Annotated in this window: 18 protein-coding genes; 11 read left to right on the forward strand and 7 right to left on the reverse strand. The window is 74.5% G+C overall.

Annotated features, from left to right (window positions below):
* Nucleotides 1–189: 189 nt before the first annotated feature.
* Together ACZ4VA_RS27095 and ACZ4VA_RS27100 are read right to left on the reverse strand one after the other, a co-directional pair.
* Complete coding sequence (locus tag ACZ4VA_RS27095; RefSeq protein ID WP_356174928.1) at nucleotides 190–1011, reverse strand: class I SAM-dependent methyltransferase; 822 nt, start codon at nucleotides 1009–1011, stop codon at nucleotides 190–192.
* Nucleotides 1012–1133: 122 nt separating this feature from the next.
* Nucleotides 1134–2639: a bifunctional phosphatase PAP2/diacylglycerol kinase family protein gene (locus tag ACZ4VA_RS27100; protein ID WP_356174931.1), complete on the reverse strand. Its 1506-nt coding sequence runs from the start codon at nucleotides 2637–2639 to the stop codon at nucleotides 1134–1136.
* 136 nt (nucleotides 2640–2775) lie between these two features.
* On the opposite strand from ACZ4VA_RS27100, the gene ACZ4VA_RS27105 reads away from it, so the two are divergent.
* Both ACZ4VA_RS27105 and ACZ4VA_RS27110 read left to right on the forward strand, forming a co-directional pair.
* On the forward strand, nucleotides 2776–4395 hold the full coding sequence (locus tag ACZ4VA_RS27105; RefSeq protein ID WP_356174934.1) for an ATP-binding cassette domain-containing protein: 1620 nt from the start codon (nucleotides 2776–2778) through the stop codon (nucleotides 4393–4395).
* Between the two features lie 175 nt (nucleotides 4396–4570).
* Nucleotides 4571–4789 carry a DUF6158 family protein gene (locus tag ACZ4VA_RS27110; protein ID WP_356174937.1) on the forward strand — a complete coding sequence of 73 codons (219 nt, stop codon included), beginning with the start codon at nucleotides 4571–4573 and terminating at the stop codon, nucleotides 4787–4789.
* Between the two features lie 62 nt (nucleotides 4790–4851).
* Here the strand turns inward: ACZ4VA_RS27110 and ACZ4VA_RS27115 are convergent, their stop codons facing one another.
* The 3 genes from ACZ4VA_RS27115 to ACZ4VA_RS27125 form a co-directional block, all read right to left on the reverse strand.
* Nucleotides 4852–5400, reverse strand: coding sequence for a type 1 glutamine amidotransferase domain-containing protein (locus tag ACZ4VA_RS27115; protein ID WP_356174940.1), 549 nt, complete (start codon nucleotides 5398–5400; stop codon nucleotides 4852–4854).
* A gap of 107 nt (nucleotides 5401–5507) precedes the next feature.
* Nucleotides 5508–5891, reverse strand: coding sequence for a DUF2795 domain-containing protein (locus ACZ4VA_RS27120; protein WP_356174943.1), 384 nt, complete (start codon nucleotides 5889–5891; stop codon nucleotides 5508–5510).
* A 71-nt stretch (nucleotides 5892–5962) separates the two neighbouring features.
* Nucleotides 5963–7762 carry a thiamine pyrophosphate-requiring protein gene (locus ACZ4VA_RS27125; RefSeq protein WP_356174946.1) on the reverse strand — a complete coding sequence of 600 codons (1800 nt, stop codon included), beginning with the start codon at nucleotides 7760–7762 and terminating at the stop codon, nucleotides 5963–5965.
* Between the two features lie 241 nt (nucleotides 7763–8003).
* Here ACZ4VA_RS27125 and ACZ4VA_RS27130 point away from each other — a divergent pair, with 241 nt between their 5' ends.
* The 4 genes from ACZ4VA_RS27130 to ACZ4VA_RS27145 all read left to right on the forward strand — a co-directional run bounded on the left by ACZ4VA_RS27130 (nucleotide 8004) and on the right by ACZ4VA_RS27145 (nucleotide 12404).
* Nucleotides 8004–8798, forward strand: coding sequence for an RNA polymerase sigma factor SigF (locus ACZ4VA_RS27130; protein ID WP_355793803.1), 795 nt, complete (start codon nucleotides 8004–8006; stop codon nucleotides 8796–8798).
* A gap of 269 nt (nucleotides 8799–9067) precedes the next feature.
* A complete protein-coding gene (locus ACZ4VA_RS27135) occupies nucleotides 9068–9892 on the forward strand; it encodes a hypothetical protein (protein ID WP_468082785.1) in 825 nt (274 codons plus the stop codon).
* A gap of 149 nt (nucleotides 9893–10041) precedes the next feature.
* Entirely contained in the window at nucleotides 10042–11289 is a 1248-nt protein-coding gene (locus ACZ4VA_RS27140; protein WP_356237851.1) for an aminotransferase class I/II-fold pyridoxal phosphate-dependent enzyme, read from the forward strand.
* Nucleotides 11286–12404 (forward strand): MBL fold metallo-hydrolase, encoded by a 1119-nt coding sequence (locus ACZ4VA_RS27145; RefSeq protein ID WP_356174958.1) that lies wholly within the window; start codon nucleotides 11286–11288, stop codon nucleotides 12402–12404. Before ACZ4VA_RS27140 ends, ACZ4VA_RS27145 begins: the two co-directional genes overlap by 4 nt.
* Nucleotides 12405–12452: 48 nt before the next feature.
* Here ACZ4VA_RS27145 and ACZ4VA_RS27150 read toward each other — a convergent pair whose 3' ends face one another.
* Together ACZ4VA_RS27150 and ACZ4VA_RS27155 are read right to left on the reverse strand one after the other, a co-directional pair.
* A complete protein-coding gene (locus tag ACZ4VA_RS27150; protein WP_388903383.1) occupies nucleotides 12453–13094 on the reverse strand; it encodes a DedA family protein in 642 nt (213 codons plus the stop codon).
* On the reverse strand, nucleotides 13094–13867 hold the full coding sequence (locus ACZ4VA_RS27155; protein ID WP_356174962.1) for an MBL fold metallo-hydrolase: 774 nt from the start codon (nucleotides 13865–13867) through the stop codon (nucleotides 13094–13096). The genes ACZ4VA_RS27150 and ACZ4VA_RS27155 overlap by 1 nt, the downstream gene beginning before the upstream one ends.
* 83 nt (nucleotides 13868–13950) lie before the next feature.
* On the opposite strand from ACZ4VA_RS27155, the gene ACZ4VA_RS27160 reads away from it, so the two are divergent.
* From ACZ4VA_RS27160 to ACZ4VA_RS27180, 5 genes are all read left to right on the forward strand, one after another.
* A complete protein-coding gene (locus ACZ4VA_RS27160) occupies nucleotides 13951–14424 on the forward strand; it encodes a hypothetical protein (protein WP_356174965.1) in 474 nt (157 codons plus the stop codon).
* A gap of 155 nt (nucleotides 14425–14579) precedes the next feature.
* Nucleotides 14580–16691: a phage holin family protein gene (locus ACZ4VA_RS27165; protein ID WP_356174968.1), complete on the forward strand. Its 2112-nt coding sequence runs from the start codon at nucleotides 14580–14582 to the stop codon at nucleotides 16689–16691.
* Between the two features lie 172 nt (nucleotides 16692–16863).
* Nucleotides 16864–17925 (forward strand): ATP-binding protein, encoded by a 1062-nt coding sequence (locus tag ACZ4VA_RS27170; protein WP_355794415.1) that lies wholly within the window; start codon nucleotides 16864–16866, stop codon nucleotides 17923–17925.
* On the forward strand, nucleotides 17922–19757 hold the full coding sequence (locus ACZ4VA_RS27175; protein WP_468082789.1) for a vWA domain-containing protein: 1836 nt from the start codon (nucleotides 17922–17924) through the stop codon (nucleotides 19755–19757). Before ACZ4VA_RS27170 ends, ACZ4VA_RS27175 begins: the two co-directional genes overlap by 4 nt.
* 66 nt (nucleotides 19758–19823) lie before the next feature.
* Complete coding sequence (locus tag ACZ4VA_RS27180) at nucleotides 19824–20252, forward strand: OsmC family peroxiredoxin (protein WP_355794099.1); 429 nt, start codon at nucleotides 19824–19826, stop codon at nucleotides 20250–20252.
* Nucleotides 20253–20361 lie beyond the last annotated feature (109 nt).

The raw sequence follows: 20361 nt of genomic DNA on the forward strand, positions 1-20361 counted from the left end.
CGCCCACAACAACAAAAAAAACCCCGCCCCAAGCAAAAACTCACGGACAACCCCCCCCACCCCCCCCCCCCCCCCCCCCCCCCCCCCCCGCCCCCCCCCCCCCCCCCCCCCCCCCCCCCCCCCCCGGCCTGATCCGAACGCATGCCCCAGTGGTCCCGTGCCTGTCACGGCCGGACCCCGCCCCGCGCGTCAGGCGTTCTTGCGGCACAGGATCTCGCCGTGCAGCACGGCGAACCAGCCGTCCTCTGCCTCGCCCCACGCGCGCCACGCCTCCGACACCACCCGCAGTTCCTCCCCGGTCGCGTGACCGCCCTCGACGGCGCGGTCCGCGTAGGCCGAGGCGAGGGTGCGGTCGGCCCACAGCCCGCTCCACCACTGCCGTTCGGCGTCCGTGGCGAAGGTCCAGGTGCTCGACGTAGCCGTGATGTCGTCCAGCCCGGCTCGCAGCGCCCAGGACTTGAGACGGCGGCCCGCGTCCGGCTCACCGCCGTTGGCGCGCGCCACCCGCAGATACAGCTCCAGCCAGTCGCTCATGCCGGGGGAGCGCGGATACCAGGTCATCGCCGAGTAGTCGGAGTCCCGGACCGCGACGAGCCCGCCCGGCCTGGTGACCCGGACCATCTCCCGCAGCGCGGCCACCGGGTCCCCGACGTGCTGGAGGACCTGGTGCGCGTGCACCACGCAGAACGTGTCGTCGGGGTAGTCCAGCGCGTGCACGTCGGCGACCGCGAAGTCGACGTTCGGCAGCCCCCGCTCCGCCGCCGTGGCCCGCGCCTGCTCCAGGACGTCCGGCGCGCGGTCCACGCCCGTGACCCGGCCCTCGGGCACCAGCGCCGCCAGGTCGGCGGTGATCGTGCCGGGGCCGCAGCCGATGTCCAGGATGCGCATGTGCGGCTTCAGGGAGCCGAGGAGGTAGCCGGCCGAGTTGGCGGCGGTGCGCCAGGTGTGCGAGCGCAGTACGGACTCGTGGTGGCCGTGCGTGTAGACGGCGCTCTCCTGCGACTTCGGCATGACCGTTCCCCTTCGCGGCGTACGGGCCCGCGGAGCCGCTGCTCCGCGGGGCGATGTGCGCCACGGTACGCGCCTTGGCCGCATGGTGAGATCCGTATCTCACCATGCGGTCTGACATAGTGTCAGTCCCGGTCGGCCGGGCGGTAGACCGTCAGGGCCTCTCGGGCCTTGCCGAGGGTCAGCTCGCCCGCGGCCTCCGTGACCTCCCCGTCGTATGCCAGCGGGGTGCCGGGCGGGAGGCCGTCCACCCGCAGCCGGTCCACCCGCACCGCGGCGTGCGCGGGGGAGCGGGTCAGCGGTCCCGCGAGGGCCGCCGCGAGCAGGCGCACCGCGGGCCGCCGGCCGCCGTGCACCACCCGTACGTCCAGCCGGCCGTCCGCGAGATCGAAGCGCCGGGCGGGCGCCAGACCCACCCGGTGGTACGTGCCGTTGCCCGCGAACAGCAGCCACAGCGGGTGCTCACGGCCCTCGAACCCGGTCCGCAGCGGACGGCGGTCGGCACGCAGCACGCGCAGCGCCCCGATCACCCCGGCGGGCCAGCCGCCGACCGCCCGGGACCAGCGCTCCCGCTCGCGCACCAGCTCGGGATAGACACCCAGGCTGCACGTGTTCAGGAAGCACCCCTCGGCGGCGTCCGAGGAGAACAGCCCGACGTCCACCCGGACGGCCTCGCCCCGCCGCAGGGCACGGGCAAGCCCCCGCGCGTCCTCGACACCGAGGTCGTACGCGAAGTGGTTCAGCGTGCCGCCGGGCAGCACCGCGAGCGGCAGGCCGTGCCGCAGCGCCACCTCCGCCGCCGCGTTCACCGTGCCGTCGCCGCCGCACACGCCGAGGACCCGGGCGTGCGTCGCCGCCTTCTCCAACTCGGCGCGCACGTCGGCGGGTTCGCACTCCACGAGCTCCGCCCCCGGCAGGGTCTCCAGCAGCGCGCGGGCCCGGCCCGCGGTACCGGCACCCTTGTTGGCCACCATGACCAGGCCCTCGCCCTCGGGCAGGGCGGGGGCCTCCGCGGCCGTCCGGCCGGGCGGCGGCAGCCCGTCCCGGTCCCCGGTCGGGACGAGTCCGCGCACCGCGTACGCGGCGCCCGCCCCGAGCGCCGCGCCCACGAGCACGTCACTCGGGAAGTGGACGCCCGTGTAGACGCGGGAGAAGGCCACCGCCGCGGCCACTGGAGCCACCGCGGCACCCAGGCCGCCGGACTCCATGGCCACCCCCGTCGCGAAGGCCGCGGCGGACGCCGAGTGCCCGGACGGGAACGAGGTCGTGATCGGCTGCCGCTTCAGCTGCCGGACCAGCGGCACGGGGTCCAGTGCCGGCCGGGCGCGGCGCACCGAGCGCTTGCCGAGGGTGTTGATCGTGGCGGACGCCAGGGTGAGCGAGGCGAGACCGCGGGCGGCGGCACGACGGGCCCGGGGGCTGCGGCTCGCGGCGAGCGCCGCCGCCGTGGCGAACCAGAGCACGCCGTGGTTCGCGCTCCGGGTCAGCCTCGGCAGCACGCGGTCGCCGCCCGGCCAGTGCCGCGCCGCGACCGCTTCGAAGAGCCGGCAGTCGGCGGCCAGGAGCCGGTCCCGGAGCACGTGATGGCCCGGCGGGCGGACGGTGAGGTCGACGTCTGGGGTCGCAGTCATGGGGGTTCGGGTACCCAAGGGCGCGGGATTCCTGCCGCACCGGGGGCTAGCGCGGGCCGGGGTGACGCAGGCCACGTCGGGGGCCTGCGGATATGCGTTTGCCCGGCGAGGGCGCCGCCCCGGACAATGCCTGACCATGGGACACCTCGAAGCCGCGCATCTTGAGTACTACCTCCCCGACGGGAGGGCGTTGCTCGGCGACGTGTCGTTCCGGGTGGGAGAAGGGTCCGTCGTGGCCCTCGTCGGCCCGAACGGCGCCGGGAAGACCACCCTGCTCCGCCTGATCTCCGGAGAGCTCAAACCGCACGGCGGCACGGTCACCGTGGGCGGCGGCCTCGGTGTGATGCGCCAGTTCGTCGGCTCCGTACGGGACGAGACGACCGTGCGCGAGCTGCTGGTGTCGGTGGCGCCCCCACGGATCCGCGAGGCCGCGCGGGCGGTCGACGTCGCCGAGCACGGGATCATGACCGTCGACGACGAGGCAGCCCAGCTCAAGTACGCGCAGGCGCTCTCCGACTGGGCCGAGGTGCGGGGGTACGAGTCCGAGACGCTCTGGGACATGTGCACCATGGCGGCGCTCGGCGTGCCGTACGAGAAGGCGCAGTGGCGCCAGGTGCGGACGCTGTCCGGAGGCGAGCAGAAGCGGCTGGTGCTGGAGGCGCTGCTGCGCGGCGGCGACGAGGTGCTGCTGCTCGACGAGCCGGACAACTACCTCGACGTCCCCGGCAAGCGCTGGCTGGAGGAGCGGCTCAAGGAGACCCGCAAGACCGTCCTGTTCGTCTCCCACGACCGCGAGCTGCTCGCCCGTGCCGCCGAGAAGATCGTGAGCGTCGAGCCCAGCCCGACCGGCGCGGACGCCTGGGTGCACGGCGGTGGTTTCGCCACGTACCACGAGGCGCGGCGCGAGCGTTTCGCCCGCTTCGAGGAACTGCGGCGCCGCTGGGACGAGAAGCACGCCCAGCTGAAGAAGCTGGTGCTGAACCTGCGTCAGGCGGCCTCCATCAGCCATGAGCTGGCGTCCCGGTACGCGGCGGCGCAGACCCGGCTGCGGAAGTTCGAGGAGGCCGGTCCGCCGCCCGAGCCGCCCCGCGAGCAGGACATCAGGATGCGGCTGCACGGCGGCCGTACCGGCGTCCGGGCCGTCACCTGCAAGGGCCTCGAACTCACCGGCCTGATGAAACCCTTCGACCTGGAGGTCTTCTACGGGGAACGGGTCGCCGTGCTGGGTTCCAACGGCTCGGGCAAGTCGCACTTCCTGCGGCTGCTCGCCGGCGGCGACGTGGCGCACACGGGGGAGTTCAAGCTCGGCGCCCGCGTCGTGCCGGGCCACTTCGCGCAGACGCACGCCCACCCCGAGCTGGAGGGGCGCACGCTGCTCGACATCCTGTGGACCGAGCACGCGCAGGACCGCGGCGCGGCCATGTCCAGGCTGCGCCGCTACGAGCTGACCGCGCAGGCCGAGCAGCGCTTCGAGAAGCTGTCCGGCGGCCAGCAGGCCCGGTTCCAGATCCTGCTGCTGGAGCTGGAGGGCTCCACGGCGCTGCTCCTGGACGAGCCCACCGACAACCTCGACCTGGAGTCGGCGGAGGCCCTCCAGGAGGGGCTGGAGGCGTACGAGGGGACGGTCCTGTCGGTCACCCACGACCGCTGGTTCGCCCGCTCCTTCGACCGCTACCTGGTCTTCGGGTCGGACGGCCGGGTGCGCGAGACGACCGAGCCCGTGTGGGACGAGCGCCGGGTGGAGCGGGCCCGGTAGGCAGGCCGCCCCTCCCCGCGCGGGGAGGGGGCCGCCCGCGGGTGCGCAGGCCCGGCGCGCCGGATGTTCGTAGAGTGGAGACAGCGATGCCACGGCCTTCTCCGGGAGGCCCCGGGCTATCGCGTGCCGGGTGGGTACCCGGACCGCAGAGGACCACGACGATCGGGGTACCGCGATGACCGGAGTCGACCCGGACCGGCTGGACGACCAGCAGCTGATGCGGGAGCTGGAGACGATCCACCGCACCCGCCACGACACGCTGCTGCACGGGTCCAACGACGCGCTGCGGATCCACAACGAGCGCATGGCGCAGCTGGAGGGCGAGTACCTGCGCCGCCACCCGCGCCGCCCGATCGTGGCGGGCCGCACCCGCGAGGGCGCTCGCGAGCGCTGACACGGCCGTGCCCGGGCCCCACGGGGACCCGGGCACGGACTCGCTCGTCGCCGCCGCGGGCGTCAGCCGCTCCGGCGACCCTTCGCGAACTCGGCGAGGAGGGCCTCGTCGAACGCCTTGAGGTCGTCCGGCTTGCGGCTGGTGACGAGGGTGTTCGGCCCGTGGTCGCAGACCTTCACCTGCTCGTCCACCCAGGTGCCGCCGGCGTTGGTGATGTCCGTGCGCAGGCTGGGCCACGAGGTGAGGACCCGGCCGGAGACGACGTCCGCCTCCACGAGCGTCCACGGCGCGTGGCAGATCGCGGCGACCGGACGCCCCGACTCGAAGAAGTCGCGGACGAAAGACACCGCCTTCTCCTCGGTCCGCAGGAAGTCCGGGTTCGCGACGCCACCCGGAAGGACCAGTCCGTCGAAGGAGTCGGCCGACACGTCCGTGACCACCTGGTCCACGGGAAAGGTGTCCGCCTTGTCGAGGTGGTTGAAGGCCTGGATCTCCCCGGGCTGCGTCGACACGAGGACGGGCTCGTGGCCCGCGTCGGTCACCGCCTGCCAGGGATCGGTCAGCTCGATCTGCTCGACGCCCTCCGGCGCCACCAGGAACGCGATGCGCATGGTGTCCCTTCTCCTTTCCCGGCGTCCGGCGGGCCGCGTCCGCGGCCCGCCCGCCGGTCGTCCGCCGCCCTCGGGCGGCACGGTGTCTCCTCGCCGTACTCCGGGCCTCAGGACGGCCCGGTGCGCACGACCGCCTCGGCCAGTTCCCCGGCCGTGCCGTAGTGCGCCTCGCGCGGCAGCCGCTCCACGGCCTCCACGAGAGCGTCCGGCGCGTGCTTCTCCCGCAGTACGCCGCCCAGCTCGCGCGGGCCCGCCGGGAACGAGGTCCGGCCCAGGATCCGGGCCATCTCCAGACGCACCGTCTCCAGGGAGGCGGCCCCCCGACCCGGTACCACGGGACCGCCCGCGATCACCGGATCGTCGTCGGCCGTGGGCTCCGGGTCGTGCCACTCCTCGGCCCGGGTCGGATGCCCGGACCGGAGCAGTCCCTGAAGCTCGTGCTTCATCTCCTCGTCCCGGTGGACGCTCAGCCGGTCACTGCCTCGCTGCATGTTTCCCTCCAGAGGTTCGGGAGTGGTCGACGCGTACCCGAGCACCCGGGGTCGACACGTCCGCCCGGACCTCACTTCCCGCGCTTGTCGCGGCCCGGCAGGAACTCCTGGACCTTGGCCTTCAGCCCCTGGCGGACCACCGAGCCGCGGTCGGCGTCGCCCTTGAGGATCGACGCCGCGGTGGCCTCCATCTGCTCCCAGGTGGCGTGCGGCGGCACCGGTGGGACCGCCGGATCGGTCAGGAACTCGATCACCGCGGGGCCGTCGGCCGCCAGCCCGGCGCGCCAGGCGTCCTCCACCTCCTCCGGCTTCTCGACCCGGATGCCGGTCAGCCCCAGGGAGCGCGCGAAGGCGGCGTACTGCACGTCGGGCAGCTCCTGCGAGGGCAGGAACGAGGGGGCGCCGCCCATCGCCCGCAGCTCCCAGGTCACCTGGTTCAGGTCCCGGTTGTTCCAGACGCCCACGACCAGCCGCGGGTCCTCCCAGCGGTCCCGGTACTTCGCCGCGGTGATCATCTCCGCGAGCCCGTTCATCTGCATCGCCCCGTCCCCGGCGAGCGCGATCACGGGCCGGTCGGGGTGGGCGAACTTCGCGCCGATCGCGTACGGCACCGCGCAGCCCATCGTCGCCAGCGTGCCGGAGAGGGACGACCGCATGCCGTCCCGCAGGGTGAGGTGCCGGGCGTACCAGTTCGACGTCGAACCGGAGTCGGACGTGACGATCGCGTCGTCGGGCAGCAGCGGGTCCAGCGCCCGGGCGACGTACTCCGGGTTGATCGGGTCCGCCGAGACCTCCGCCCGCCGCCTCATCACCTCGTGCCAGCGCGTGACGTTCGCGCAGACCGTGTCGTACCACTCCCGCCCGCGGTCCCCGTCGAGCAGCGGGATGAGCCGCTGAAGCGTCGCCTTCGCGTCCCCGACCAGGTTCACCTCGTACGGATAACGCATCCCGATCATGTGCGGGTCCAGGTCGATCTGCACCGCCCGCGCCTTGCCGAACTCCGGCAGGAACTGCGAGTACGGGAAGGACGAGCCGATGGTGAGCAGGGTGTCGCAGTCGCGCATCAGCTCGTACGAGGGACGCGTGCCGAGCAGGCCGATCGACCCGGTGACGTAGGGGAGTTCGTCGCTCAGGGCGTCCTTGCCGAGCAGCGCCTTGGCGACGCCCGCGCCGAGCAGCTCCGCGGTCCGCCGCACCTCCGCCCGCGCGCCCGCAGCGCCCTGCCCGATCAGGATCGCCGTCCGCTCACCGGAGTTGAGGACCTCGGCGGCGCGTTCCAGGGACTCCTGCGAGGGAGTCGTCGTCCAGGAGCCCAGGTCGAGACTGGAGGGGACCATCTTGAACTCGTGCGTGGGCGGCTCGTAGTCCAGCTCCTGCACGTCACCGGGGATGATCACGGCGGTCGGGGCCCGGCGCGCGTACGCGGTGCGGATCGCGCGGTCCAGGACGTTCGGCAGCTGCTCGGGGACGTTCACCGTCTCCACGAAGTCGGACGCGACGTCCTTGAACAGCGTGTGGAGGTCGACCTCCTGCTGGTACGAGCCGCCCATCGCGGTGCGGTGCGTCTGGCCGACGATCGCCAGCACCGGGACGTGGTCGAGCTTGGCGTCGTACAGCCCGTTCAGCAGATGGATGGCGCCCGGCCCCGAGGTGGCCGCGCAGACACCCAGACGGCCGCTGAACTTGGCGTATCCCACCGCCTGGAACGCGGACATCTCCTCGTGCCGCGACTGCACGAAGCGTGGCCGGTCCTCGGCCCTGCCCCAGGCGGCCAGCAGACCGTTGATGCCGTCCCCCGGATAGCCGAAGACCTGCTCCACGCCCCATTCACGCAGGCGCTGCAGGACGTGATCGGCGACCTTGGTGCTCATGACGGAACCTCCTGGAGGCAGGGGGGACGGACACAACACCTTCCGAGTCACCACCCCAGACGCCGGAAAACCTCGGGTGTTTGCCACGCATGACTCGGGGCAGGCGCGTGAGAGTGCTTCGGACAGGAGGCACGTCCGTGGGAGCGGTGGAACCGCGCCCCGGGTGTACCCGTCCGGCGCGCGGGCGCGCTCCCACGGTGACTGTCCATCTAAGGCACCCCCCAAGGGAGTTGCAGGCACCATGCGAACCCAAGCGAGCGTGAAGCACCACCCGCACGACGACGCCCCCGACACGGCTGAGGCGTTCCGCAGGCTCGCCGAGCTGCCCGCGGGCCCCGAGCGAGACGCACTCCGGGACCGGATCGTGGAGGCCTGGCTGCCCATGGCCGAACGTCTCGCGGGACGCTTCCGCAGCCGCGGCGAGAGCTACGAGGATCTGCGGCAGGTCGCGGCGCTCGGGCTCGTCAAGGCCGTCGACCGGTACGACCCCGAGCTCGGCAACGCCTTCGAGAGCTACGCGGTGCCGACCATCACCGGCGAGATCAAGCGCCACTTCCGCGACCACATGTGGACCCTGCACGTACCGCGGCGCGTCCAGGACCTGCGCAACCGCGTGCGCTTCGCCAGCCAGGACCTGTCGCAGACGATCACCGGCCGCAGGCCCACCGTCGCGGAGATCGCCGAGCACGCCCGGATGAGCGAGGAGGACGTGCTGACCGGCCTGGAGGCCCTGGAGAGCTTCACCGCGCTCTCCCTCGACGCCGAGCTGCCGGGCAGCGAGGACGGCTACTCGCTCAGCGACGCCCTCGGCTCGGCCGACCCGGCGCTGGACACGGTCATCGACCGCGAGGCCGTCAAGCCCCGGCTCCAGGCGCTCCCGGAGCGGGAGCGCGCCATCCTCTACATGCGGTTCTTCAACGACATGACGCAGAGCCGCATCGCCGACGAACTGGGCATCTCCCAGATGCACGTCTCGCGCCTGATCAGCCGCTGCTGCAGCAGGCTCCGCGACCAGGTGATGCGCGACGCCGCGTAGGCGTTCCGCCGGGTGAACCGGCACAGCATCGCGAGGGGGCCGGACGCGCGGGAGCGCCCGGCCCCCTCGCATGTCGCCCCCCTCGCCCGGGGGCCGTTTCCGTGGCCACCGTTTCGCGCCCCCGCGGGCTCCCGGGTCCCCCGTCCGGCGGCCCGGGTAGCGCGAATGGTGCCCGGCGGCGCGCGCCCGGCCGCCGCCGGGGCTGTGATGGGCTCTGGGGGCACGACGGCCGTGCCCTCACCGCAGAGCCGGCCGAAGGAGCCCATCCCATGCGCCGTACCGCTCGTGTCCTGTCCGCCACCGCCCTGGCCAGTGCCGCCCTGGGCGCGACCGCCTCGGCCGCGTTCGCGGACCGGGCCGCGGAGGCCGGCTCCCGCGCCGTCGGCCCCGGCGGCACGGTCAGCGCCTCCGCGTTCCGCGACGGGACCGGCGCGCACGTGCCCGCGCACACCGCCCGGGCCCTCGGCCCCCTCGGCCCGCGCAGCGTGGACCCGGAAACCTACGAGGACGGCGGTGCGGGCCAGGCCGGGGCCGACGGCACCGCGGGCGGTGACGGGCGTGTCCTGGCACCGGACGGCACGGAGCCGGGCGACGCGGGCTCCCGGGCGCTGGGCCCGGAAGCCGCCGGGCCCGCCGACACCGTCCCGGACGCCGTGGAGCCCGGTGACGGCGGCGCGGACGGGACGAGCCCCGGCGACGTGGGCCCCGACGCCGTCGGCCCGGACAGCGTCCCGGAGGACCTGGGACCGGCCGGCGTCCCCGAAGGCGTGGGCGCGGACGGCGTCCCGGAAGGCGTGCCGCCGGAACCGGTCGGCCCGGACCGTGCGCCCCAGGAGGCGGCGCCGGACGCCCTGGAACCCGTACCCGGCGAGAGGCACACCCCCCGCGACGGCACGGCCCACGACGGCACCGCGCCCCACGAGCCGCGCGAGCACCCCGGCGTCGACAGCCGGCACGGCGTGCGCGCCGGGCAGGGCGGCGCCTTCACCGACTCCCTCCCGGCCCTGATCACCGGCGGCGTCCTCATCGCGGGCGCGGTCGGCGCCGCCGTCTACCGGCTGCGCCGCGGAGGCTCGACGCACCGCCGCTACTGAGGCCGTGACCGCGCGACCCGGTGACCGGCCATGGTCGCCTGGTCCGGGGGTAGGGAGACGCCTGTGGGGCGGGGGACGGCACAGGACCGGCCACCGGCCACGGACGGCACGGCGGCGACACGGCACCACGGACTGCGCGGAGGTCACGGATGGGGCGGACGTACCCGGAGGGGCACGGGCCCGTTCGCTACGGCCCGACCCTCCCCGACCAGGGGCTGCCCCTGCTGCCCGGACTCCGCGAGGTCCTCGCCCGGTCCGCGGGCCGGTCCGGCGCCGAACCCGCGGGCGGCGGCCCGGCACTGCTCGACGCCGCCTGCGGCTACTGGTCCCGCCGCGGACTGCCCGCCACCGCCGGCCGGGTGGCCGCGGCGCCCGGCGCCGCCTCCCTGCTGCTCGCGCTGACCGCCGCGGTCGGCGGCGACGTCCTGCTCCCGCGGCCCTGCGCCGCCTGGTGGGCGCCGCAGACCAGGCTGCTGGGCAGGAACGCGTTCCACGTGGCCACCCCCGCCGAATGCGGCGGCGTCCCCGACCCGTACGCGCTCCTGGAGACCGTGCGCAGGGTCCGCGCCGAGGGCGGCGACCCGCGACTGCTCCTGCTGTCCGTCGCCGACGACCCCACGGCCACGGTCGCACCCCCCGAGACCGTCCACGAGACCGTGGAGGCCGCCGTCGCCGAGGGCCTGCACGTGGTCAGCGACGAGACCTGGCGGGACACCCTGCACCGGCCCCTGGACACCGTGTTCCTCAGCCCCGCCGAGATGCTGCCCGACGAGGTCACCGTGCTCACCGACCTCTCCGGCCCCTTCCTGCCGCTCGGCTGGCCCGCCGCCGTCGCCCGGTTCCCGGCGAACCCGTACGGCTCCACGCTGCGCGCCCGCGTCCTCGACGTGCTCACCGCGCTCGGCGCCCGCCCGGCCGACCCGGTCGCCGCGGCCGCCGCGTACGCGCTGGAGGAACCCGGTGACGTCGACGGGCGGCTCACCGCCTCGGCCCGCCTGCACGCGGCCGTCGCGGACGCCGTGCACCGCACCGTGGTCGCCGCGGGCGCCCTCGCCAGACCCCCGCGGGCCGGCCGGCACCTCTACGTGGACCTCGGCCCGCTGCACGGCGAGCTCACCGCCCGGGGTGTCGGCGACGCCCAGGAGCTGGAGGACCTCCTCACCGCCCGCCTCGGATACCCGGCGCCGGGCGGCCACCGCTTCGGCGACGACCTGGCGGCGCCGCGGGTACGGCTGTCCACCGCCCCCCTGCTCGGCACGACGGACGCGGAGCGCGAGGAATGCCTCTCGTCCCCCACACCGTTGGAACTGCCGTACGTGCAACGCGCGTTGACCCACCTGGGGTCGGCCTTCGACGAACTACGCGACGACGCTCAGCGATGGGAGCATCCTCGATGACGCAGCGGTCCGAGTCGACCACGACGACACAACAGGACGCGGTGGCACCGGAGTCCGCGACGGCACCCGCGGCCGGGACACCGGCCGTACTGGGTCCCCACGACTCCCTCGTCCTGCACGAACCACGGGAGGCGCCCGCCCCGCTCCCGCCGCCCGCCGAGCCGCGCCCGCTCGGCGAACAGCGCGTCTGGCCACGGTCGTTCACCGACCGGCTCACCGCGCCGCTGCCCGGCCTGCGGGCCTTCGCGCGGTTCGCCCGCGAGGGCGCCCTGCGGCCCGACGCCGCCGGCCTCGCCGACGTCCCGCGCCTGCCCTTCGAACCGGGCCCGCTGCCCGAGGTGGACGCCCGCACCGTCGCCGTCTCCTGGGCGGGGCACGCCAGTTGGGTGATCCGCATAGGCGGCCTCACCGTGCTCACCGACCCGGTCTGGTCCCGCCGGATCCTCGGCACCCCGGCCCGCGTCACGCCCGTCGGCGTGCCGTGGAGCGCACTGCCCCGCATCGACGCCGTGGTCATCAGCCACAACCACTACGACCACCTGGACGCCCCGACCCTGCGCCGCCTGCCGCGCGACACCCCGGTCCTCGTGCCGGCCGGGCTCGGCCGCTGGTTCCGGCGCCGCAGGTTCACCGCGGTCACCGAGCTGGACTGGTGGGAGGCGGCCGAACTGGGCGGTGTCCGCTTCGACTTCGTGCCGTCCCACCACTGGTCCAAGCGCAGCCTGATCGACACCTGCCGCACGCTGTGGGGCGGCTGGGTCCTGACGTCCGGCGAAGGACAGCGCGTGTACTTCGCGGGCGACACCGGCTACGGCCACTGGTTCTCCCGCATCGGCCGGCGCCACCCCGGCATCGACCTCGCCCTGCTCCCCATCGGCGCCTATGAGCCCCGCTGGTGGCTCAGGGACGTCCACTGCGACCCGGAGGAAGCGGTGCGGGCCGCCGTCGACCTCGGCGCGCGCCGCATGGCCCCCATGCACTGGGGCACGTTCGTCCTGTCCGCGGAGCCCGTGCTCGAACCGCTCACCCGGGTGCGGGCGGCCTGGGAGAAGGCCGGCCTCGACCGGGACGACCTGTGGGACCTGCCGGTGGGCGGCTCACGCGTCCTGGACTGAACCGAGGCGATCCCGCCGGGCGCCGGTCCCGGCACGCCCGAGGACGCCCTACGAGGTCCCGCGCACCCGGCGCCACAGCCCGGGCGCCGCGCCGACCAGCAGCGTCAGGACGACCGCGGCGGCCACGCCCTCCCAGGGCTCCTCGAACAGGGAGCCGCCCAGGATGCCGATGAGCTGGTAGGTGAAGGTCCACGCGAGGCAGGCCGGGACGTCGCCGCGCGCGAAGGTGCGCAGCGGCATCTTCGCCAGCAGGCAGGCGAGCATCACCGGGATGCGCCCGGCGGGGACCAGCCGGGACAGGACCAGTACGGCGACACCGTGGTCGTCCAGCTTCCGCTGGGCCTGGGCGAGGCGGTCCTCGGGGGCGCGGTCGCGGATCGCCGCCAGCCAGCGCGAGCCGTTCTTCGAGTGCATGCCCCGCCGGCCGAGCCAGTACAGCGAGATGTCGCCGAGGAACGCCGCGAGCGACGCCACCCCGAAGACCAGCGCCAGCGAGAACGGCGCCGTCTGATGGAAGGCCACCACCGCCGCCGAGCTGACCAGCGCCCCCGTCGGCACCACCGGCACCAGCGCGCCGATCAGCACCAGCAGGAACAGCGACGGATACCCGAGCGCCTGCTGAGTGGACTCGGGCGGGATCGTCGCCCCTGCCGTACCCGCCGCGGACAGCACCACCGCGGACCGGAGGATCACCGGGCGACCTCCGGACGTATGCTCTCGCCCTGTCCCAGCCGGTGCACCGCGACACCCGGCGCCCAACGCGCGGCCCGGCGCACGAATTCGTCGCCCGGCGTGTGGAATTCATGGGGGCGCACGGCGTCCATCCCGATCGGCCAGTACGTGCCGTAGTGCACCGGCACGGCGGTGCGCGGCGCCAGACCGGCCAGCGCCCGGGCGGCGCGCTCCGGGTCCAGGTGCCCCTCGCCCAGGTGCGGCCCCCAGCCGCCGACCGGCAGCAGCGCCACGTCGACCTCCCCGACCTCCTCGGCCATCGAGTCGAACAGCCCGGTGTCCCCGGCGAAATACGTACGGGCCTCGCCCTCGACCACGTAACCGAGCGCGGGCGCGCGGTGCGGTCCGAACGGCAGCCTGCGCCCGTCGTGCGCCGCGCGCACCACCCGCACGTTCAGCTCGCCGAGCTTCACGCTCTCGCCCGGTGCCACCTCCGTCAGCCGCAGATGACGGAGCCTGCGCAACCCCCCGACCGCCCGCGGCGCCCCCCGCGGCACCAGCAGCCGCGTACCCGGCTCCAGGCGTGCCAGCGAGGGAACGTGCAGGTGGTCGGCGTGCAGATGCGAGACGAGCACCACGTCCGCGACCGCCGCCCGCGGGGGCGGCGGGGGTCCGCCCCGGCGCCGCAGATGCGCGAGCCTCCGCGCGAACAGCGGGTCCGTCAGCACACGTGTCCCCGAGTCCTCCACCGTGCAGGTGGCGTGACCCCACCAGGTGATCTCCACCGGCACTCCCTTTGCCTCCTTCGCGCGACTCCCCCCGAGCCTACGGGCAGGAGTAGGGTCGGCGGCGAAACCGGGAGGTGAGGGGACGCATGGGAGAAGCAGGCGCCGCCTCCGGCGTGCCCCGGCCCACGTTCTCCGCTTCGTACGAGCAGGGGGGAGACGCCTTGGTGCGTGTCACGGCGATCGCGAGTCTGACGCCGCTGGAGGAACTGGACGCCGATCCCTTCCTCGTCGACTCCCGCAGCCAGCACGCGATGTGCGCCCGCTGGGCCGCGGAGCGGGGCTACGTCGTCACCCGGGAACTCCTCGTCGGCGGACTGCGCTCCGACCACTGCGCCCTGTGGGACGACGTCGAGGCCGGACTCGTCGACCTGTTCGTCGCGCCGAGCCGCCGCGTCCTGGAGCGCGCGCTCGCCTCCGTCGACGAGTTCACCGCCGAGTGCGCGCGGCGCGGGGTGCGGGTCGAGACGGTCGGCCGCGCCGAACCCTCCTACGACGCCCAGATGAAGGCCCGCGTGCACCGGCGCCTGTCGATGCCGACCGCCGGGTACGACGGCCGCTGAGCCGCGCCCGCGGCACCGGCGGGCCGCTCGCGCTCTCGTCCCACGGGTGACATCCGGGCCCTTCCGGGCGTTGTGACAGGGTGGGAGACGGTCCGCGCACCGGGCGGGCCGTGAGGGCTCGCGTTCCGGCGGGTCGGGACGTGAGGTGGCTGGGCGTGGGCGGCGGGCGTTGGCGGAGCGTGCTGAGCGGGGTGTGGCGGAGCATCACCGTGTGGGCCGCGTCCACGGTCACGATGCTCGTCCTCGCCGGAGTGCTGCCCGACTTCCAGCTCCAGTCGGACACCGGGGACAGCGCGACCCGGATCGCCCTCACCGCGGCCGCCGGCGCCGGGGTCTTCGGACTGCTGTCGTCGCTGGTCTGGCCGCTGCTCGTGCGGGCGCTGCTCCTCGTGCCCGCCCTCGTGCTCGGGCTGCTCGTCTTCTTCCTCAACGGCTCCCTGCTGCTGATCGCCCTGCGCATCAACCCCTCCGGGCGCGGCGAGGCCGCGCCCGAGACCGCTGTGGTGGTGGCCGCAGTCATGTCGGCCGTCGCCTCGGCCACCGGCGCCGCCCTCGCGGTCCGGGACGACGACGCGTACCGGCGCAGGCTCTACCGCCTCGCGGACCGGCGGCGGCGCGCGACGGGCGGAGCGGGGCCCTCCAGCCCCGGCACCGTCTTCCTCCAGCTCGACGGCGTCGGCCACGACGTGCTGTGCGAGGCCGTCGCCAAGGGACTGATGCCGACCGTGGCCGAATGGCTCGGCGCGGGCCCCGGCACCGGGCGCGGAACCCTGCCCCGGGCCGGCCGCGGGCCCACCCACCGGCTCACCTCCTGGCGCACCGACTGGTCCAGCCAGACCGGCGCCAGCCAGCTCGGCATCCTGCACGGCACCAACCACGACGTGCCCGCCTTCCGGTGGTACGAGAAGGACAGCGGCGAGGTGATGGTGTGCAACCGCCCCTCCAGCGCCGCCGAACTCCAGCGCCGCGCGGTCGAGCGCACCGGCGAGGGCGGACTCCTGGCCTTCGACGGCGCCAGCCGGGGCAACCTCTTCAGCGGCGGCGCCGAGCAGCTCGCGCTGGTGCTGTCCATGGCCGCCCGGCGCGGCCCGGACAACCGCTCCCGGGCGGGCTACTTCGCGTACTTCAGCGACCCCGCCAACGCCGTGCGGACCGCCATGTCCTTCGTCGCCGAGGTCTTCCGGGAGATCGGCCAGTCCACCCGGGCCCGCCTCGGCAAGTGCCGGCCGCGGGTCAAGCGCGGCGGCCTGTACCCGTTCATCCGGGCCTTCGCGACCGTCGTCGAACGGGACGTGGTGGTCGCCGCGGTCATCGGCGACATGCTCGCCGGCCGCGCCGCGGTCTACGCCGACCTGGTGGCGTACGACGAGGTGGCGCACCACTCCGGGCCGCGTAGCCGGGACGCCCAACGGGTCCTGGAGCGGCTCGACCGCTCGCTGGCGCTGATCGCGAAGGTCGCCGAGCACGCCCCGCGGCCGTACCGGATCGTGCTGCTGTCCGACCACGGGCAGAGCCCGGGGGAGACCTTCCTGACCCGGTACGGGCTGACGCTGGGCGATCTCGTGCGGGCCGGCTGCGGACTGCCCGTGCCGCGCCGGGTGCGGCGCACCCACAGCGGCGCCGAGGCCCGGTCGGCCGTACGGGCCGCGCTGCGCCGCCCCGTCGAGGAGGGCGGGCAGTACCGGCCCTCGCACCGCCCCGCGGAACCGCTCGTGCTGGCCTCCGGCAACCTCGGTCTGGTCTCGTTCCCCGACGTGCCGCACCGGATGAGCCGGGAGGAGATAGACCGCCGCCACCCGGCGCTGCTGTCCACCCTCGCCAACCACCCCGGCGTCGGCTTCGTGCTGGTCCGCAGCGAGGAGCACGGCGGGCTCGTGCTCGGCGCGCACGGCGCGGAGGTGCCCGTGGACGAGCTGAGCGACGAACACCCGGGCCCGCTGGCCGACTTCGGGCCCGGCGCCGCCGACGCCGTACGGCGCACGCACGGGTTCCCGCACACCGCCGACCTCATGGTCAACTCCTGGTACGACCCGGAGGAGGGCGAGGTCCTCGCCTTCGAGGAGCAGATCGGCTCGCACGGCGGGCTCGGCGGAGCCCAGGGGCGCCCCTTCCTGATGTCGCCGGTGGCGCTGTCCGCACCCGTCGAGGACGGCGGCGAACTCGTCGGCGCCGAGCGGGTCCACCACGTGCTGCGGCGCTGGCTGCGCGAGTCCGACGGCCCCCAGGTGCCGCTGACGGCCCGCCGGAAGGACCGGCGGGCCGCCTGACGGGCGCCCCCGGGCGGGCGGGGCGGCCACCCGCCGGCGCGCCGCCCTCCTGAGCGGGACCGGCGCCGCCGGAAAAAAAATGGGCTGCGGTGCGGGGACGTTCCCGCCCACACTGGCCGTCTCGGACACCGCGCACCTGCGCGCCCCGTCGACCCCCTCCCAGGAGCCCCGCGTGCAGGCAGCCGCCACCGTCACCCCCGCCCGGATACCCGAACTGCTGCTGGGCCTCGCGACCGTGCGGCCGGTCTTCATCTGGGGCGCCCCCGGCATCGGAAAGTCCTCCCTGGTCAGGGAGTTCGCCGAGTCGCTGGGGCTGGAGTGCGTGAGCCTGCTGGGCACCCAGCTGGCGCCGGAGGACCTCATCGGCGTCCCGCAGATCCGCGACGGGCGTTCGGTGTTCTGCCCGCCGGAGGCGATCGCCCGCGACGAGCCGTACTGCCTGTTCCTCGACGAGCTGAACGCGGCCACGCCCGATGTGCAGAAGGCCTTCTACTCGCTGATCCTGGACCGCCGCATCGGCGCCTACGAACTGCCCGCCGGGTCGATCGTGATCGGCGCGGGCAACCGCGCCACCGACAACGCGCTGGCCCGCCCGATCGCCTCGGCGCTGGTCAACCGCCTGGCCCACGTGCACCTGGAGGCCTCGCCGAAGGACTGGCTCGCCTGGGCCGCCGCCAACGGCATCCACCCGTGGATCCTGGACCACCTCACCGACCGGCCCGACCACCTCTGGTCCAAGCCGCCGAAGACCGAGGAGCCGTTCTCCACGCCCCGCTCGTGGCACATGCTCTCCGACGCGCTGCACTCCTTCGGGCCGGACCTCGACGAGGACACCCTCAAGGTCGTCGCCCACGGCACACTCACCCCCGCCCACGCCGTCGCCTTCTGCGGCTACGTCAAGGTCGTGCGCAGCCGGTTCGGTATCGAGGCCGTCATCCGCGGCGACGCCCGCTGGCCGGGCCGCCTCGAGGACCGCGACCTGCTCTACTACCTCGCCGAGTCCTTCCGCGGCCGCCTCGTCAAGGAGCTGCCGGCGAGCAAGGAGCACCTCTCGGCGAACGGACGGCAGACGGCGTACCGCGCGAAGTCGCTGCTCGTGCAGCTCGCCGAGATCTCCGTCGAGGTCGCCCAGAACGTCATCGCCTCCGACGCCGACGGCAACCCCGTCCTGCCGGCCTGGTTCCTGGTGGAGGCGGCCCGCGACCTGCCGCGCCTGGTGGAGGCGCGCCGGTGAGCCGGGCCGCCAAGCGGGCGCCGAAGAAGCCGGACCGGGCCGCGGAGGCGTTCGCCGCCGGACTGCGGCTCGTGCGGGCCAATCCGGCGCTGGCCGCCCTGGACGTCAGCATCTGCCGCGAGGAGAGCTGCACCGTCGCGCCGCACGACGGCCTCGTCCGCGTCGACTCCGGCAGCACGCTCCACGCCCACCCCGTCCGGCCCCGGGATCCCCGCCGCCCGAACGGGGGCGCGCCCGTCACCGAACCCGCCGAGTGGGCCTGGGCCATCGCGCACGGACTCATCCACGTCGGCTTCGGCCACGTACCCGCGGCCACCGGCGAGCGCGAGCAGCCCGACCGCTTCGACCTCGCCGCGCGCTGCGTCGTCGTCAACCGCTTCCTGCTCACCTTCTCCGTCGGGCTCACCCCCGAGCACCTGCCGGCCGCCTACCCGGACGGCGACGAGGAGCAACTCGCCACCCGCTGGCGCCGCGACGGCATCCCGCCCGCCTACGAGCGCTGCGGTACCGCGGGCGGCGCACCCGACCAGATCCTGCTGCCGTGGAACAGCTGGAACGGTCAGGTGCCGGACTGGCAGCTCGCCTTCGCGCACGCCCTGACCCGGACCATGGCCACCGCGATGGACCTGGCGGGCGGCCGGCGCGACTCGATGGGCGGCGGCCCCACCCGGCTCCAGCCCTGGGAGCGGGCGCTCGGCTGGTTCGTCTCCTCGTACCCGCTGCTCGGCGGGATCGCGGCCGGCATCACCCTCGTCGCCGACGCCGAACTCGCCCGCGCGCACGACATCTCCGTCGCCGCGGTCGACGCCGAGGCGGGCGAGATCTACGTCAACCCGCTGCTCCGGCTGGACGACGAGGAATGGCGGTTCGTCCTCGCCCACGAGATGCTGCACGCCGCGCTGCGCCACGGCGACCGCTGCGGCCCGCGCGACCCGCTCCTGTTCAACGTCGCCTGCGACTACGTGGTCAACGCCTGGCTGCTGGAGATGCAGATCGGCACGATGCCCGAAGGGCTGCTGTACGACCCGGACCTGCGGGGCCTCTCGGCCGAGGAGGTGTACGACCGCATCGTGGGCGATCTGCGCCGGATGCGGCGCAGGTCCACGCTCTGCGGGAAGGGCCGGCCGGACATCCTCGGCGGACCCCTCGGCCCGCCCCGCGACGTCGTCGACCTCGACGAGTTCTACCGCCGCGGGCTGGCCCGGGGCCTGGACCTGCACCAGCAGCAGGAGCGCGGCTTCCTGCCCGGCGGACTGGTCCAGGAGATCCGTACCCTCAGCCATCCGCCCCTGCCCTGGGACGCCCGGCTGGCGCGCTGGTTCGACGAGTTCGTGCCGCGGCCCGAGCCCGTCCGCACCTACGCCCGCCCCGCCCGCCGCCAGGCCGCCACCCCCGACATCCCGCGCGCGGGGCGCTACTTCCCGCCCGAGGAGGTCGCCCGCTGCACCTTCGGCGTCGTCCTCGACACCTCCGGCTCCATGAACAGCACCCTGCTCGGCAAGGCCCTGGGGGCGATCGCCTCGTACGCCGAGGCCCGCGACGTACCGGCCGCACGCGTCGTGTTCTGCGACGCGGCGCCCCACGACGCCGGTTACCTCCCGGTCACCGAGATCGCCGGCCGGGTCCGGGTCCACGGCCGCGGCGGTACGGTGCTCCAGCCCGGCGTCGACCTGCTGCACCGCGCCGACGACTTCCCGCCGGGCGCGCCGGTCCTGGTGATCACGGACGGGTACTGCGACGTGCTGCGGATCCGGCGCGAGCACGCGTACCTGATTCCCCAGGGCGCACGCCTGCCGTTCACCTCACGTGGGCCGGTCTTTCGCGTGACCTGAGCCGGAGTGTGATCGGATAGGGGTCACGAACACCCGGGTACGGGACCCCATCCGAAAGGACTCATCGTGGCAACCACGCGCTCCGCCCACACTGTGTGGGAAGGCAACCTGTTCAAGGGCAACGGCGTCGTCACCTTCGACTCCTCCGGCAGCATCGGTGAGCAGCCGGTGTCGTGGGCGTCGCGCGCCGAGGAGGCGAACGGCAAGACCAGCCCGGAGGAGCTGATCGCGGCCGCCCACTCCAGCTGCTTCTCGATGGCCTTCTCGAACATCCTCGACAAGGCCGGCACGCCGCCGACCAAGCTGGTCACCTCCGCCGACGTGACCTTCCAGCCCGGCGAGGGCATCACCGGCATCCACCTCAGCGTCGAGGGCACGGTGCCGGGGATCGACGAGCAGGCCTTCGCCGCCGCCGCCGAGGACGCCAAGGTCAACTGCCCGGTCAGCCAGGCCCTCACCGGCACGACGATCACCCTGTCGGCCAAGCTCACCTGATCCCGCGCACGCACGACGGCGATGCCGCGCCCCTCGCGAGGGGCGCGGCATCGCCGTCGTGCGTGCGCGGCATTGACAGACGCGCACTCAAGTTTTGTGCTGGAGGCGG

This window comes from Streptomyces sp. NPDC028308 (assembly GCF_055565855.1).

Bases quoted from the DNA above. Each gene is read 5' to 3' on its own strand.
- ACZ4VA_RS27105 (WP_356174934.1), top strand. From the start codon at position 2,776: ATGGGACACCTCGAAGCCGCGCATCTTGAGTACTACCTCCCCGACGGG.
- ACZ4VA_RS27120 (WP_356174943.1), bottom strand. From the start codon at position 5,891: ATGCAGCGAGGCAGTGACCGGCTGAGCGTCCACCGGGACGAGGAGATG.
- ACZ4VA_RS27145 (WP_356174958.1), top strand. From the start codon at position 11,286: ATGACGCAGCGGTCCGAGTCGACCACGACGACACAACAGGACGCGGTG.
- ACZ4VA_RS27130 (WP_355793803.1), top strand. From the start codon at position 8,004: ATGCGAACCCAAGCGAGCGTGAAGCACCACCCGCACGACGACGCCCCC.
- ACZ4VA_RS27125 (WP_356174946.1), bottom strand. From the start codon at position 7,762: ATGAGCACCAAGGTCGCCGATCACGTCCTGCAGCGCCTGCGTGAATGG.
- ACZ4VA_RS27115 (WP_356174940.1), bottom strand. From the start codon at position 5,400: ATGCGCATCGCGTTCCTGGTGGCGCCGGAGGGCGTCGAGCAGATCGAG.
- ACZ4VA_RS27160 (WP_356174965.1), top strand. From the start codon at position 13,951: ATGGGAGAAGCAGGCGCCGCCTCCGGCGTGCCCCGGCCCACGTTCTCC.
- ACZ4VA_RS27095 (WP_356174928.1), bottom strand. From the start codon at position 1,011: ATGCCGAAGTCGCAGGAGAGCGCCGTCTACACGCACGGCCACCACGAG.
- ACZ4VA_RS27140 (WP_356237851.1), top strand. From the start codon at position 10,042: ATGGGGCGGACGTACCCGGAGGGGCACGGGCCCGTTCGCTACGGCCCG.
- ACZ4VA_RS27135 (WP_468082785.1), top strand. From the start codon at position 9,068: ATGCGCCGTACCGCTCGTGTCCTGTCCGCCACCGCCCTGGCCAGTGCC.
- ACZ4VA_RS27100 (WP_356174931.1), bottom strand. From the start codon at position 2,639: ATGACTGCGACCCCAGACGTCGACCTCACCGTCCGCCCGCCGGGCCAT.
- ACZ4VA_RS27110 (WP_356174937.1), top strand. From the start codon at position 4,571: ATGACCGGAGTCGACCCGGACCGGCTGGACGACCAGCAGCTGATGCGG.